At 56.6% G+C, this 15646-nt stretch carries 12 protein-coding genes and 1 pseudogene; 7 read left to right on the top strand and 6 right to left on the bottom strand.

Annotation, left to right across the window (positions count from 1 at the left end; all coding sequences use genetic code 11):
* Positions 1-31 precede the first annotated feature (31 nt).
* From odhB to brnQ, 5 genes and pseudogenes are all read left to right on the top strand, one after another.
* The gene (odhB, locus tag ACIQYF_RS07705; RefSeq protein WP_402859003.1) at positions 32-1258 is read left to right on the top strand and encodes a 2-oxoglutarate dehydrogenase complex dihydrolipoyllysine-residue succinyltransferase; all 1227 of its coding nucleotides are present in this window, start codon (positions 32-34) and stop codon (positions 1256-1258) included.
* A 173-nt stretch (positions 1259-1431) separates the two neighbouring features.
* On the top strand, positions 1432-2868 hold the full coding sequence (gene lpdA / locus ACIQYF_RS07700) for a dihydrolipoyl dehydrogenase (RefSeq protein ID WP_402859000.1): 1437 nt from the start codon (positions 1432-1434) through the stop codon (positions 2866-2868).
* Between the two features lie 226 nt (positions 2869-3094).
* Positions 3095-4260, top strand: a pseudogene (gene sucC / locus ACIQYF_RS07695) (ADP-forming succinate--CoA ligase subunit beta).
* Positions 4260-5141 (top strand): succinate--CoA ligase subunit alpha, encoded by an 882-nt coding sequence (sucD, locus tag ACIQYF_RS07690; protein WP_016780174.1) that lies wholly within the window; start codon positions 4260-4262, stop codon positions 5139-5141. Before sucC ends, sucD begins: the two are co-directional and overlap by 1 nt.
* Before the next feature lie 435 nt (positions 5142-5576).
* Positions 5577-6890: a branched-chain amino acid transport system II carrier protein gene (gene brnQ / locus ACIQYF_RS07685; RefSeq protein ID WP_402858995.1), complete on the top strand. Its 1314-nt coding sequence runs from the start codon at positions 5577-5579 to the stop codon at positions 6888-6890.
* A gap of 231 nt (positions 6891-7121) precedes the next feature.
* Here the strand turns inward: brnQ and ACIQYF_RS07680 are convergent, their stop codons facing one another.
* Positions 7122-7391, bottom strand: a complete 270-nt coding sequence (locus ACIQYF_RS07680) for a hypothetical protein (protein ID WP_402858992.1) — start codon at positions 7389-7391, stop codon at positions 7122-7124.
* Between the two features lie 232 nt (positions 7392-7623).
* Here ACIQYF_RS07680 and htpG point away from each other — a divergent pair, with 232 nt between their 5' ends.
* Entirely contained in the window at positions 7624-9528 is a 1905-nt protein-coding gene (gene htpG / locus ACIQYF_RS07675; protein WP_402858989.1) for a molecular chaperone HtpG, read from the top strand.
* Positions 9529-9586: 58 nt separating this feature from the next.
* Positions 9587-10315, top strand: a complete 729-nt coding sequence (locus tag ACIQYF_RS07670) for a dienelactone hydrolase family protein (protein ID WP_402858986.1) — start codon at positions 9587-9589, stop codon at positions 10313-10315.
* A 104-nt stretch (positions 10316-10419) separates the two neighbouring features.
* Here the strand turns inward: ACIQYF_RS07670 and yegQ are convergent, their stop codons facing one another.
* From yegQ to ACIQYF_RS07645, 5 genes are all read right to left on the bottom strand, one after another.
* Positions 10420-11757, bottom strand: coding sequence for a tRNA 5-hydroxyuridine modification protein YegQ (gene yegQ, locus ACIQYF_RS07665; RefSeq protein WP_402858983.1), 1338 nt, complete (start codon positions 11755-11757; stop codon positions 10420-10422).
* Between the two features lie 81 nt (positions 11758-11838).
* Positions 11839-12708: an aldose 1-epimerase gene (locus tag ACIQYF_RS07660; RefSeq protein ID WP_402858980.1), complete on the bottom strand. Its 870-nt coding sequence runs from the start codon at positions 12706-12708 to the stop codon at positions 11839-11841.
* A 27-nt stretch (positions 12709-12735) separates the two neighbouring features.
* Positions 12736-13650 (bottom strand): EamA family transporter, encoded by a 915-nt coding sequence (locus tag ACIQYF_RS07655; RefSeq protein WP_402858977.1) that lies wholly within the window; start codon positions 13648-13650, stop codon positions 12736-12738.
* A 143-nt stretch (positions 13651-13793) separates the two neighbouring features.
* The gene (locus ACIQYF_RS07650; RefSeq protein WP_402858974.1) at positions 13794-15074 is read right to left on the bottom strand and encodes a TRAP transporter large permease; all 1281 of its coding nucleotides are present in this window, start codon (positions 15072-15074) and stop codon (positions 13794-13796) included.
* Positions 15075-15602 carry a TRAP transporter small permease gene (locus ACIQYF_RS07645; RefSeq protein WP_402858971.1) on the bottom strand — a complete coding sequence of 176 codons (528 nt, stop codon included), beginning with the start codon at positions 15600-15602 and terminating at the stop codon, positions 15075-15077. It lies immediately after the preceding gene.
* Positions 15603-15646 lie beyond the last annotated feature (44 nt).

Below are 15646 nucleotides of genomic sequence, written 5' to 3'. Positions count from 1 at the left end.
CACTGAAACCGAATTTAAGGAACCAAAGAACATGGCTATCGAGATCAAAGCCCCAACATTTCCGGAGTCGGTTGCCGATGGCACCGTTGCCACCTGGCACAAGCAACCAGGCGACGCCGTAAAGCGTGACGACCTGATCGTTGACATCGAAACCGACAAAGTAGTGCTGGAAGTTCTGGCAACTGCTGACGGCGTACTCGGCGCTATCGTCAAGAACGAAGGCGACACCGTTCTGTCCGACGAAGTCCTGGGTTCCATCGTTGAAGGCGGCGCTGCTGCCGCTCCGGCTGCCGCTGCTGCACCGGCTGCTCCTGCTGCTCAATCGGCCGCTCCTGCTGCTGACGGCGAAGACGATCCAGTGGCGGCGCCTGCTGCTCGCAAGATCGCTGAAGAAAACGGCATCAACATCGCTTCCGTTGCCGGCACTGGCAAAGGCGGTCGTGTGACCAAAGAAGACGTGGTAGCGGCTGTTGCTGCCAAGAAAGCCGCTCCGGCTGCTGCACCTGCCAAGCCTGCCGCTCCTGCCGCAGCTGCACCGGTGTTCGCTGCTGGCGACCGTGTTGAAAAACGCGTTCCGATGACCCGCGTTCGCGCTACCGTGGCCAAGCGCCTGGTAGAAGCTCAGTCGAACATGGCGATGCTGACCACCTTCAACGAAGTCGACATGACAGAAATCATGGCACTGCGTTCGAAGTACAAGGATCAGTTCGAGAAGTCCCACAACGGCGTACGCCTGGGCTTCATGTCGTTCTTCGTCAAAGCCGCTACCGAATCGCTGAAGCGCTTCCCGGCTGTGAACGCGTCGATCGACGGCACCGACATCGTTTACCACGGTTACGCCGACATTGGTGTTGCAGTGTCCAGCGACCGTGGTCTGGTGGTTCCAGTGCTGCGTAACGCAGAACTGATGAGCCTGGCTGAAATCGAAGGCGGCATTGCTGCCTACGGCAAGAAAGCCCGTGACGGCAAACTGTCCATCGACGAAATGACCGGCGGCACTTTCACCATCACCAACGGTGGTACTTTCGGTTCGATGATGTCGACCCCGATCGTTAACCCGCCGCAAGCCGCGATCCTGGGCATGCACAACATCCTTCAGCGTCCAATGGCAGTCAACGGTCAGGTAGTCATTCGTCCGATGATGTATTTGGCTCTGTCTTACGATCACCGCTTGATCGACGGCAAAGAAGCTGTAAGTTTCCTGGTAGCCATCAAAAACCTGCTGGAAGACCCAGCACGCTTGCTTCTGGATATCTAAGAGAAGCAGCTGCGAGTTTCAAGCCACACGCTGCAGTTTAGAGTGGCTTGGCTTGAGACTCACTTCATAGGAAACAGCGGCAAGCTGTGAGTTGAAGACTGCCATTGATATGGTTTTGCTTTTAACTTGCAGCTTGCAGCTCAAAGCTTGTAGCTAAAGAGGATTCTTTCCCCATGTCTCAGAAATTTGACGTTGTAGTGATTGGTGCCGGCCCTGGCGGCTACGTTGCCGCCATCAAGGCCGCGCAACTGGGTCTTTCCACTGCTTGCATCGAAAAATACACCGACAAGGAAGGCAAACTGGCACTGGGCGGTACTTGCCTGAACGTTGGTTGCATTCCATCCAAGGCGCTGCTGGACAGCTCCTGGAAGTATCACGAAGCGAAGGATGCATTCGCTATCCACGGCATCACCACCGGTGAAGTGAACATGGACGTGCCAGCGATGGTTGGCCGTAAAGCCAACATCGTCAAAGGCCTGACCTCCGGCGTTGCTACCCTGTTCAAGGCCAACGGCGTTACTTCCCTGCAAGGCCACGGCAAACTGCTGGCCGGCAAGCGTGTTGAACTGACCAAGCCAGACGGCAGCGTTGAAATCATCGAAGCCGAGAACGTGATCCTGGCTTCCGGTTCGCGTCCAATCGACATTCCGCCGGCACCCGTTGATAACAACGTGATCGTTGATTCGACCGGCGCACTGGAATTCCAATCCGTACCTAAGCGTCTGGGCGTTATCGGCGCTGGCGTTATTGGTCTGGAACTGGGTTCTGTATGGTCCCGTCTGGGCGCTCAGGTAACGGTTCTGGAAGCGCTGGACACGTTCCTGATGGCTGCTGACGCTGCTGTGTCCAAGGAAGCCTACAAAACCCTGACCAAACAAGGTCTGGACATCAAGCTGGGCGCTCGTGTTACCGGTTCCAAGGTTAATGGCGAAGAAGTCGTTGTGACCTACACCGACTCCAACGGCGAACAGACCATTACTTTCGACAAGCTGATCGTTGCGGTCGGTCGTCGTCCAGTGACCACCGAACTGCTGGCAGCTGACAGCGGCGTGACCATCGACGAGCGCGGTTTCGTGTTTGTAGACGATCATTGCGCTACCAGCGTACCGGGCGTTTACGCGATCGGTGACGTGGTACGTGGCATGATGCTGGCACACAAAGCTTCCGAAGAAGGCATCATGGTTGTTGAACGCATCAAAGGTCACAAGACCGAGATGAACTACGACCTGATTCCATCGGTTATTTACACTCACCCGGAGATCGCGTGGGTCGGTAAAACCGAACAGGCCTTGAAAGCTGAAGGCGTTGAAGTTAACGTCGGCACCTTCCCGTTCGCAGCCAGTGGCCGTGCCATGGCAGCAAACGACACCGGTGGCTTTGTAAAAGTCATTGCTGATGCCAAAACTGACCGCGTACTGGGCGTCCACGTGATTGGCCCGAGCGCAGCAGAGCTGGTGCAGCAAGGCGCAATTGGTATGGAATTCGGCACCAGTGCCGAGGATCTGGGCATGATGGTTTTCTCCCATCCAACCCTGTCCGAAGCGTTGCACGAAGCAGCGCTGGCAGTGAATGGCGGCGCCATTCACATCGCCAACCGTAAGAAACGTTAAGACCAGACAATAAGAAACCACGGCGGTTTGCCCGTCGTGAGCCTTGCTAGCAAGCCTCACCGCGGAACTTCCGCCGGACGCAGTCTTGTCTTGTTTGAACCATGCCCGATTCACGCTGTGCGCGAATCGGGTTTGTTAAAGCAGCACAAGCAGCAGTCACAGGTGGTGCGGCACTAATAAAAGTGCAGCGCCGAATGCGCAGTACCTAACGAAGACGGTAAAAAGCATGAATCTTCACGAGTATCAGGGTAAGCAGCTGTTCGCTGAGTACGGCCTGCCAGTTTCCAAGGGTTATGCAGTCGATACCCCGGAAGCGGCGGCAGAAGCTTGCGACAAAATCGGCGGGACCGAATGGGTTGTAAAAGCCCAGGTTCACGCAGGCGGTCGCGGTAAAGCGGGCGGCGTTAAGCTGGTTCGCAGCAAAGAAGACGCTAAAGCATTTGCACAACAGTGGTTGGGCAAGCGTCTGGTGACTTACCAGACTGATGCCAATGGTCAGCCGGTCACCAAGATCCTGGTTGAATCGTGCACTGATATCGCTAAAGAGCTGTACCTGGGCGCTGTCGTTGACCGTTCCAGCCGTCGTATCGTGTTCATGGCTTCCACCGAAGGTGGCGTGGACATCGAGAAGATCGCACACGACACGCCAGAAAAAATTCTGAAAGCAACGATCGATCCACTGGTTGGCGCTCAGCCATTCCAGGGTCGCGAGTTGGCTTTCCAGTTGGGTCTGGAAGGCAAGCAAGTTTCCCAGTTCGCCAAGATCTTCGTAGGTCTGGCCAAACTGTTCCAGGACCACGATTTGGCCCTGCTGGAAGTAAACCCGCTGGTTATCAAGACTGACGGCGATCTGCACTGCCTCGATGCGAAAATCAACATCGACGCAAACGCCATGTACCGTCAGCCTAAGCTGAAAACTTTCCACGATCCGTCGCAAGACGATCCGCGCGAAGCGCACGCTGCAAGTTCGAACTGAACTACGTAGCCCTGGAAGGTAACATCGGCTGCATGGTGAACGGCGCTGGTCTGGCCATGGGCACCATGGACATCGTTAACCTGCATGGCGGCAAGCCAGCCAACTTCCTCGACGTTGGCGGCGGTGCTACCAAAGAACGCGTTACCGAAGCGTTCAAGATCATCCTGTCCGACAGCAATGTCGCTGCAGTATTGGTCAACATCTTCGGCGGCATCGTTCGTTGCGACATGATTGCCGAAGGCATCATCGGTGCAGTGAAAGAAGTCGGCGTTAAAATCCCGGTGGTTGTGCGCCTTGAAGGCAACAACGCTGAACTGGGCGCTAAAGTACTGGCAGAAAGCGGCTTGAACATCATCGCTGCTACCAGCTTGACCGACGCTGCTCAACAAGTAGTTAAAGCTGCGGAGGGCAAGTAATGAGCGTCCTGATCAATAAAGACACCAAAGTTATCTGCCAAGGCATCACTGGATCGCAGGGCAGCTTCCACACCCAGCAAGCCATTGAATACGGCACCAAGATGGTCGGTGGCGTTACTCCGGGCAAAGGCGGCACCACTCACTTGGACCTGCCTGTTTTCAACACCGTGAAAGAAGCCGTAGCTGCCACTGGCGCAACTGCCAGCGTTATCTACGTACCGGCTCCTTTCTGCAAGGACTCCATCCTTGAAGCAGCGTTCGGCGGCATCAAGCTGATCGTCTGCATCACTGAAGGCATTCCGACCCTGGACATGCTGGACGCTAAAGTTAAATGCGACGAGCTGGGTGTTACCCTGATCGGTCCTAACTGCCCAGGCGTTATCACTCCAGGCGAATGCAAGATCGGCATCATGCCAGGTCACATTCACTTGCCAGGCAAAGTAGGCATCGTGTCGCGTTCCGGCACCCTGACTTACGAAGCTGTTAAGCAGACTACTGACGCTGGTTTCGGTCAGTCGACTTGCGTAGGCATCGGTGGTGACCCGATTCCGGGTTCTAACTTCATCGACATCCTGAAGTTGTTCCAGGAAGATCCGAAGACCGAAGCGATCGTAATGATCGGTGAGATCGGCGGTTCGGCTGAAGAAGAAGCGGCTGCCTACATCAAGGCAAACGTGACTAAGCCAGTTGTTTCCTACATCGCTGGTGTGACTGCCCCTGCTGGCAAGCGCATGGGCCATGCTGGCGCAATCATCTCTGGCGGCAAGGGCACTGCAGACGAGAAGTTTGCTGCTCTGGAAGACGCAGGCGTTAAAACCGTGCGTTCGCTGGCAGACATCGGCAAGGCTCTGTCCGAGCTGACTGGCTGGGCAATCAAATAAGCCTCGCGCTTAACTGATCGCTACACCAGGCAAAGGCCACCTTAGGGTGGCCTTTGTGCATTCTGCGATACATAAAGCCGACTGGAGGGGTGAGCTCGCGATCTTTTGATCTTTAAAGTCAAACGCTCGTAGCCTGCGGCCGCTCCCCCGGGGTCTATTTCTTGTAGGAAATTACGAACTACAAGCTAGGAAAATCACACCAAGCCGATTTTCGATGTCATCCATGCGACAACTGCGTTCGTTCATCGGACAGGCCGCCCTGTAACAGTGCGTTGTAGGTAAAAAATCGGTACTCTGGCGGCCAATTCTGCGTAGGCATCCCACAAGGAAGCCACGCGCTAGACGGGTCGGACTTATACAGACCGACAGCATTTCCCACATCCGCACGGGAAATTCCCCCTCTAAATTCCGATTCAGTAGTGTGGTATTTCCGTAATGAAAGTATTGAAAGGCCAGGACATCCTGGCACTTGGGTTTATGACTTTTGCCCTGTTTGTTGGGGCTGGCAACATCATTTTCCCGCCAATCGTTGGCTTGCAGTCTGGACCGAACGTCTGGATAGCCGCATTGGGCTTCTTGATCACTGCTGTAGGTCTACCGGTTGTCACTGTTGTTGCTCTGGCGAAAGTCGGCGGCGGTATGGATGCACTGAGCAGTCCGATTGGTAAAGTCGCAGGTGGCTTGTTGGCGGCTGTGGCTTACCTGGCTGTTGGCCCTCTGTTCGCCACCCCGCGTACAGCGACCGTGTCGTTTGAAGTGGGCCTGGCCCCGCTGACCGGAGAAAGCCCACTGGCGCTGTTCTTGTACAGCTCGGTGTACTTTCTGATCGTGTTCTTTGTTTCGCTGTACCCGGGCCGTTTGCTGGACACAGTCGGACGTTTCCTGGCACCGCTGAAGATCATCGCACTGGCGATTCTGGGTATCGCTGCATTCGCCTTGCCTGCCGGTGATATCGGCGTAGCAACCCCTGAATACGTGACATCGCCGTTCTCGCACGGGTTTATCAATGGTTACCTGACCATGGACACCTTGGGCGCGCTGGTGTTTGGCATCGTGATCGTGAACGCGATCCGCTCCCGTGGCGTCGAGTCACCGAAGCTGATCACCCGTTACGCGATCATTGCCGGCCTGATCGCCGGTGTGGGCCTGGCACTGGTGTATGTCAGCCTGTTCCGCCTGGGTTCGGGCAGCCATGAAGTGGCCGCCGGTGCAACCAACGGCGCGGCCGTGTTGCACGCCTATGTTCAGCACACCTTTGGCGCGCTCGGCAGTGGTTTTCTGGCCGTGCTGATTGCCTTGGCTTGCCTGGTAACGGCTGTCGGCCTGACCTGTGCGTGCGCCGAATACTTCAGCAAAGTTTTGCCGCTGTCCTACAAGACGCTGGTGATTATCCTTGCCGTGTTCTCGCTGGTGGTGTCGAACCTTGGCTTGACCAAGCTGATCGCATTCTCCATTCCGCTGCTGACCGCCATCTATCCGCCGTGCATCGTGCTGGTGGCATTGAGCTTCTGCAAAGGCTGGTGGAATGAACAGGCGCGTATTGTAGGCCCGGTGATGCTGGTGTCGTTGGTCTTCGGTACGGTGGATGCCCTTAAAGGTGCGGGCCTTGCCGACAGCCTGCCGAACTGGCTGACTCACATGCCGTTCAGCGAGCAAGGCCTGGCCTGGTTGGTGCCGTCGCTTGTTGTACTGGTCGCTGCTTTCCTCTGCGACCTCATGCTGGGTAAGCGTCAAGAAGCAATCGCATAAAGACAGTGCTCGCCAAAAGCGTGCATTAAGTCCATAAAAAATGCCCTGGCTCGATGAGAGACAGGGCATTTTTTATGGGCGAATGTTTTGCATGGCGCCCTCTAGAGCCCTGTCGGAGCAGGCGTACCTCGCGATCATTTGATGTGTACAGGATCACGCCGCACGCTGTTCGCCCCAGAAACAACAAAGCCCGCATTTAGCGGGCTTTGTGTCACACCACAGAACTGTAAATTACTTGTTCTCAGGCGTTGGCTCAGTGGCTGCAGGGGCAGCTTGACCGGCTTCTTTGGCAGCCGCTTCATTCGATTCAGCCTGAGCTTTGGCCGCTTCGGCGTTCTCTTTGGCTGCATCGTTTACTTTGTCTTGAGCTTCAGACATTTTTTGTTGAGATTGCTCAGCGTGCTCATTGGCTTCTTGAGCTTTGTCTTCGGATTTTTTATCGCAAGCAGCAAGGCCCAGAGTGGCGGCAAGCATCAAGGCAACAGCAAAAGTATTACGCATCGGGTATTTCTCCTTATGAGTGTATCTACGGGGCGTTTGAGCATGCCCTCGGTGCTTAAGTTCCTTGGCAATGCATATATATAAGTACCGTTACGGACAAAGAATCTGTTGCTAAAAAGTGGACGCAGAATCGTCAGGCCTTGAAATCTCAAGTTGAGGCCCCACTTTCATCACATCCCGCCGCCAACCCTCTTGGGCGTGGCTCATGCCATCTAATCGGAGTTTGATAACAATGAGCGTGGAAACTCAAAAGGAAACCCTGGGCTTCCAGACCGAGGTCAAGCAACTGCTGCACCTCATGATCCACTCGCTGTACTCCAACAAGGAAATCTTCCTTCGTGAGTTGATCTCGAACGCCTCTGATGCTGTCGATAAATTACGTTTTGAGGCGCTGTCCAAACCAGAACTTCTGGAAGGCGGCGACGAACTTAAAATCCGTGTCAGCTTTGATAAGGACGCCAAGACCGTCACCCTCGAAGACAACGGTATCGGCATGAACCGTGACGACGTGATCACCCACCTGGGGACGATTGCCAAATCCGGCACTGCCGACTTCATGAAAAACCTATCGGGCGATCAGAAGAAAGATTCGAACCTGATCGGCCAGTTCGGCGTGGGCTTCTACTCGGCCTTCATCGTGGCAGACAAAGTTGACGTCTACAGCCGTCGTGCCGGTACGCCAGCGAGCGAAGGCGTGCACTGGTCTTCCAAAGGCGAAGGCGAATTTGAAGTTGAGAACGTCGAAAAAGCCACTCGCGGTACCAAAATTGTTCTGCACCTCAAGTCTGGCGATGAAGAGTTCGCTGACGGCTGGCGCCTGCGCAACATCATCAAAAAGTACTCCGACCACATCGCTTTGCCGATCGAGTTGCCTAAAGAACAGGCCGTTGCCGAGGGCGAAGAAGCACCTGCGCAGGAATGGGAAACCGTTAACCGCGCCAGCGCCCTGTGGACCCGCCCTCGCACTGAAATAAAGGACGAGGAATACCAGGAGTTCTACAAGCACATCGCCCACGACTATGAAAACCCGCTGGCCTGGAGCCACAACAAGGTTGAAGGCAAGCTCGAATACAGCTCGCTGCTCTATGTTCCGGCACGTGCACCGTTCGACTTGTACCAGCGTGAAGCGCCAAAAGGCCTGAAACTGTACGTACAGCGCGTGTTTGTGATGGATCAGGCTGAGTCGTTCCTGCCGTTGTACCTGCGCTTCATCAAAGGTGTGGTCGACTCCAACGACCTGTCGCTGAACGTGTCGCGTGAAATTCTGCAAAAAGATCCGATCATCGATTCCATGAAGTCGGCGCTGACCAAGCGCGTACTCGACATGCTGGAAAAACTGGCGAAGAACGAGCCTGAGAAATACCAGGGCTTCTGGAAAAACTTCGGTCAGGTGATGAAAGAAGGCCCGGCTGAAGATTTCGCCAACAAAGAAAAAATCGCCGGTCTGCTGCGTTTTGCATCGACCCACGGCACTGACGGCGAGCAAAACGTTTCGCTGACCGAGTACCTGGCTCGTGCGAAGGAAGGTCAGGACAAGATCTACTACCTGACCGGTGAAACTTACGCACAGGTCAAAAACAGCCCGCACCTGGAAGTCTTCCGCAAGAAAGGCATCGAAGTGCTGCTGCTGACCGACCGCATCGACGAGTGGCTGATGAGCTACCTCAGCGACTTCGACGGCAAGAGCTTTGTTGACGTGGCGCGCGGTGACCTCGATCTGGGCAATCTGGACTCCGAAGAGGACAAGAAAGCCGCAGAAGAAGTGGCCAAGGCCAAAGAAGGTCTGGTTGAGCGCATCAAAGCCGCTTTGGGCGAAAGCGTCAGTGAAGTGCGCGTGTCGCACCGCCTGACCGACTCGCCGGCCATTTTGGCCATCGGTGAACAAGACCTGGGTCTGCAGATGCGTCAGATCCTGGAAGCCAGCGGCCAGAAAGTACCGGATTCCAAGCCAATCTTCGAGTTCAACCCGGCACACCCGCTGATCGAAAAGCTGGATGCGGAGCAGAGCGAAGAGCGTTTTGGCGACCTGTCGCACATCCTCTTCGACCAAGCAGCCCTGGCAGCCGGTGACAGCTTGAAAGACCCGGCGGCGTATGTCCGTCGGCTAAATAAGTTGTTAGTTGAGTTGTCTGTGTAACACGTCTATAAAAACCCGCTTCGGCGGGTTTTTTTTGTTTTGAATTCAGGAGTTTTTGATGAAATCAATTACGGTCAGTTCTGTGGCTTATCAAATCGATGGCCAAACTTACGAAGGCCGCCTTGCCTACGACCCGAGCCGCGAAGATCCGCTGCCGGGTTTGTTGATGGCACCGAACTGGATGGGCATCAGCGCAGGTGCCGAAGAAATCGCCAAATCCGTGGCCGAGCAGGGCTATGTGGTGCTGATCGCGGATTTGTACGGCCAAGGCGTTCGCCCAACCAATGGTGATGAAGCCGCAGCGGCCATGATGCCGATCAAAAATGACCGTGCCTTGCTGCGCAAGCGTATGTGGGCAGGGTATGACACGCTGCGCAACCAGAGCCTGGCCGTGGTCGACAGCCATAAGCTGGCAACCTTTGGTTTCTGCTTTGGCGGTTGCTGCTCGCTCGAACTGGCCCGCAGCGGTGCGCCGTTGAAGGCGACCGTGTCTTTTCATGGCTCGCTTGACACGCCTAACCCTGTCGATGCGCAAAGCATCAAGGGGTCAGTACTGGTGCTGCATGGCGCTTCTGACCCATTGGTCGACAAAGAGCAACTGCCAGCGTTTGAAGATGAAATGAATGCAGCGGGCGTTGACTGGCAACTGACCAGCTACGGCGGCGCAGTGCATTCTTTCACCGACCCGCACGCCAACGTGCCGGGCAAAATGATGTACGACGCCAAGACTGCGCACCGTGCCTTTACCGCCATGCACAACCTGCTGGATGAAGTGTTTCGCGATTGATTGGCCGCTGAACGGTAGCTGCTGACGAGGTATGAGGCTGCGATGGGTTGCGTAGCGAGCCTGTTTGAAGACCCTACGGTGCTTATCGCAGCCTGCGGCAGCGGCTACAGGCGCTCAAGGGTTTCGCTGACCGTCAAATCACGCATCAGCAGCGCATAGCTCAAATCCACCTGTTCGGGTATCGGCAGGTACACCGTGTGCCCATCACCCGGCGCCACTTGAATCGGCAACCCGGTGCTGTTGTGCAGTTGGTCCAGATCAAAGTGGTAGTTGCCACGCGGGGTCATCAATTCCAGATGATCGCCCAGCGCAAAACGGTTTTTGACTTTCACCTCGGCCAGCCCCTTGCGCCGCTCCCCGGTCAGTTCTCCGACAAACTGTTGGCGATGCGATAACGAGCTGCCATGCAAGTAGTTCTGATACTCGTCATGCACATGCCGACGCAGAAAGCCTTCGGTGTAACCTCTTTGCGCCAGGGATTCCAGATCGGTCATCAAGCTGCGGTCGAACTCACGACCGGCCACGGCGTCATCAATTGCCTTTCGATACACCTGCGTCGCCCGCGCGCAGTAAAAGTGCGACTTGGTCCGGCCTTCGATTTTCAGCGAGTGCACGCCCATTTCAGTCAGCCGTGCCACATGCTGAACGGCGCGCAGGTCTTTGGAGTTCATGATGTAGGTGCCGTGCTCGTCCTCGAACGCCGACATCGGTTCGTCCGGACGGTTGGCTTCGTGCAGTACGAACACCTCGTTGGTCGGCGCGCCCAGGCCGAGCGTGGGCTCAACCCCCTTCACCACATTGCCGAGTTCGTTCTCGGTGCCAGGTTTGGCTTCATACTTCCAGCGACACGCATTGGTGCAACTGCCTTGGTTGGCATCGCGCTTGTTCATATAGCCGGATAACAGGCAACGACCGGAGTAGGCCATGCACAGCGCGCCATGCACGAAAATTTCCAGTTCCATGTTCGGTACTTGCTGACGGATTTCTTCGATCTCTTCCAGCGACAGCTCTCGAGACAAGATGATCCGACTCAAGCCTTGTTGACGCCAGAACTCGACACTGGCCCAGTTCACGGTATTGGCTTGAACCGACAAGTGAATCGGCATCTGCGCGAAGTGCTGGCGAACAAGCATGATCAACCCCGGATCGGACATGATCAGCGCATCCGGGCCCATGGCAATCACCGGTGCCAGGTCTTTGAGAAAGGTGCGCAGCTTGGCGTTGTGCGGGGCAATGTTGACCACCACATAAAAGCGTTTGCCCTGGGCCTGAGCCTCAGCGATGCCGATGGCCAGGTTGTCGTGGTCAAACTCGTTGTTGCGTACCCGCAGGCTGTAGCGCGGTTGTCCTGCGTAGACGGCATCCGCGCCATAGGCAAAGGCGTAGCGCATGTTTTTCAGGGTGCCGGCAGGGGCGAGGAGTTCGGGGGGGACGAGGGGCATGGTCGGGTCATTCGCAAAAGGGCGCATGGTAGTGGAGCCCATCTGCACACTTATTGATCTGGATCTACAAACTCGCGTTTGTTACAGAGGCCGATACTGCATGTGCAAGCCCAGTCTCGCAGACTGCCCCTTGTGTAAGAGCTGCAAGCCCGGGTGCCCAGGCAGGTGATGCGCATTGACCGGGTGGCTCACGGGTTCGAAGCAGAAAAAATCTTCATCGGGTGGGCAATACACCAGGCAGTATGGGCTGTTGCTAGCCCGACATTCCAATGCATAACCCAAGTCCGGCTGGCTGATCAGTGCACGGCCGTCCCAGTCGGTGAAGCAGTTGTCGAGCCGTCTGTGGGGCAAGGCAATGAGTTGATTAAAGTCCCAGTCAACCGGCAGCCGTACACGTTCCGTGGGTAAACCCAGCCCATCGCAAAGCCACACGTGTGAGGTCTTGGCCTGCAAATGTGTGTGGGCGGTGCGCGGCAAATAGGGATGCAACCCCAAGCCGTGCCAGGCGGCGTGCTCGTCCTGATGCGTCACGCACAGCTCAATACTTAACTGGCCACCCTGCAAGGTGTAACGCAGTTGGGCGTGGTAGGCGAAGGGCAGACGGCTGTCGAGTTGCAGGCAGGCGTATTGCGCTGTGTGTTCAACCACATCCCAGGCTTGCTGCCAGGCACTGCCATGGATTGGCAGGGCCACGGCGGGGTTGTTGGGCTCCAGTGCAAACCAGTGGTCTGGGCCGTCAAAGCCGCCCCCGCCAATCCGGTTCGACCATGGCACCAGCGGGTAGCAGGCCAGTTGATTGGCCAAACCGCTGCTCAGTGCCTGAGCAGTGCTGGCCCGAAGCAAGGGTTGGTCACTGGCAATCACCTGCCAACTGGCGATGCTGCCCCCGATGTGCGGAGCGAGGGTCAGGCGGGTCAGGCCGTCTTCGAGGGTCAGCAGGTTTACCGACATCTATGTCTACCCCAGGTCAATGAACCATCAGTCCGCAGCACGGCGCCACGTCAGCATCACAATACCTGCCACCACTATCAGCCCTCCGATGACCTGCCCGCGGCTGAGCACTTGATCGAGGATCAGCCAGCCGAACAGCAGGCTCGCCACCGGCTCAACGTTCATCACTGGCGCGTTTTTGGCCATGTTCAAGCGCGTCATGCAGATGAACAGCAGGCAGAATCCTAGTCCATAAAGCACCACTAGGCAGGCCAAGGCGGTCCAGCCGGTGGATGAACTGGGCAGCGACACGCCGCCGGGCAATACGCCACTGACCCCGGCCAACGTGGCAGCGCTGAACACAATCAGCATCGTCAGCATGCTGCGCACGGTGCCACGCAGGCTCGACAATTTGTGATCGGTGATCCACAGCGCACAGGCAAACACTGAGGCGGCGGCAAAACCGAACACAATGCCCTCCAGCCATTGCGCTTCGGTTGCGTGCTGATTAGACAGGCGTTCAGGCACGTCCAGGGCAAACACCAGGCCGCACATGATCAGGCCCATCAGCATGGCTGCGCGTCGGGAAGGTGGCGATCCGCCCAATGCCCAGGTCAGCAACACCAACAGAATCGGTGCCACGTTACCGATCAGCAGTGCCAGCGCCACGGGGATGCGTGCCACGGCTGAATAAATAAAGAAACTCTGCGCGGCGATCAACAGCCCCAGCAGCAATTGCCAGCGCCAGTTAGCCGGAGTTAGCCGAGGGCGTTCGCGTTGCCACAGCACCAGAGCGGTCAGCACCAGCAGCGTCACCCCGGCGCGGCACAAAATGGCCAGCAACAGGCCGGTGTCGTGATCGAAGGCAATGCGCGCGGCGATATGATTACCGGCGAAGGCACAGGCCAGCAATACCAGAATCAATACTGCGATATGGCGGGGAAATAGAGCGGGAGCAGACATAAGCAACCAGCCTCCTTGGCTGGATAAACCAACTCTAGTCGCTGCCCCAGGCTGCGAAGGGGGGGCGTAGCACCCGGTTTCTCAAGGACTACGCCAGTTTCTTTCGCAGCCTTCGGCAGCGGCTACAGGTTTCGGGTGGGGGGTTACAACACCATGCTTGGCAGCCACAGCGAGATGGCAGGCACGTAGGTCACCAGCAACAAGACCGCGAATAGCGCCAGGTAGAACGGCAGCAAGGCTTTAACGGTGTTTTCGATCGTGACTTTACCCACCGCAGCGCCCACGAACAGCACCGCCCCCACCGGAGGCGTTATAAGCCCGATCCCCAGGTTCACCAGCATGATCATGCCGAAGTGCACCGGGTCGACGCCGATGCCAATAATCACTGGCAGCAGAATCGGGGTCAGGATCAAGATCAGCGGTGCCATGTCCATCACTGTGCCCAACAGCAGCAACATCACATTGATGCACATCAGGATCACGTAGCGGTTATCTGACAGTGTCAGAAACGCGGTAGTGATTTTCATCGGGATTTCCATCAGCGTCAGGATGTAACCGAAGCTGGCGGCAAAACCGATCAGGATCATCACGATGGAAATAGTGCGCACCGCCCGGTGCATCAGCTTGGGCAAATCGCGCCATTTGTAGTCGCGGTAGATAAACATGGTGACGAAGAACGCCCACAGCACAGCAATCGCGGCCGATTCGGTGGCGGTGAAAATACCCGTCAGAATACCGCCGAGGATGATGACCATGGCCATCATGCCCCAGAGCGCTTCACCGGCGATTTTTAGTGCTTTTTTCAGCGGGATCACTTCGCCCTTGGGGTAGTTGCGTTTGCGCGCGAAGATCATGCAAAGGCCCATCATAACGGCGCTGAGCAACAGCCCCGGCATGATCCCGGCCATAAACAGCGAGGCGATCGACACTGTGCCGCCTGCGGCCAGTGAGTACAGCACCGAGTTGTGGCTTGGCGGGGTGAGCAGCGCTTGTACCGAGCCGCTGACAGTCACGGCCGTGGAGAATTCGCGAGGGTAGCCAGCACGTTCCATCTCGGGAATCAGTACCGAACCCACCGATGCCGTATCTGCTACGGATGAGCCGGAGATCGCGCCGAAGAAGGTCGAGGCCACGATGTTGACGAGCGACAGGCCGCCGCGCACGAAGCCCACCAGTACCCCGGCAAACGCCACCAGCCTGCGCGACATGCCGCCCTCGGCCATGATTGCACCCGCGAGGACGAAGAAGGGGATCGCCAGCAAGGAGAACTTGTTCACGCCCCCGGCTACTTGAATCATCAGGGCGTCAAACGGAATATCAATCCACCAGGCGCCGATCAAGGCCGATAGTCCGAGCGCGTAGGCGACCGGCATGCCAATGAGGATCAGGGCAATAAAGCTGCCCAGCAATACGAAAGCATCCATTTATACGGCCTCCTCGCTGGCTTCTACGATGTCGAACCGCACGGCTCGGCGGTGGCTTTGGTCACCCAGAAAGAGTTTTTCCAGGACGAAGATCAGGGTGATGAGGCCGCCGACAGGGATCGGCAAATACGAGATGCCGACCCGCATCCCAGGTATTTCGCCAAGAAATTGATTCCACGTGGTTGCGCAGAGCTTGAAACCCTTGACCGTCATAAACAGACAGACAATGACCATCAGGATTTGCACCAGTATCGCGGCCTGTTTGCGCACTATCGCCGGCATGCGTTCAACCGCCATCGCCACAGCCATGTGCGCGCCGGCCCGATAACTGGCGGCAGCGCCGAAAAAGGTAAAGACCACCATCAGCAAAATAGAGGTGGGTTCTGGCCAACTGGAGCCCGAGCCCAAGACGTAACGGGCAAAGATGCCCCAGGGAATGATCAGGCTCATGGTCAGCACCGACAACCCGGCGATCCCGATACAGACCCTGTACAGCAAGTCGTTGAAACGCAGTACGGTATTTTTCATGGGGCTCACCACTGCGGCGGCAAACGGGCTCGCACCCGCCACCG

Source organism: Pseudomonas sp. NPDC096917 (assembly GCF_044762555.1).
GTDB lineage: Bacteria > Pseudomonadota > Gammaproteobacteria > Pseudomonadales > Pseudomonadaceae > Aquipseudomonas.
Note: the sequence above shows the minus strand (reverse complement) of the source record. Positions and strands in the feature narration are given on the sequence as shown.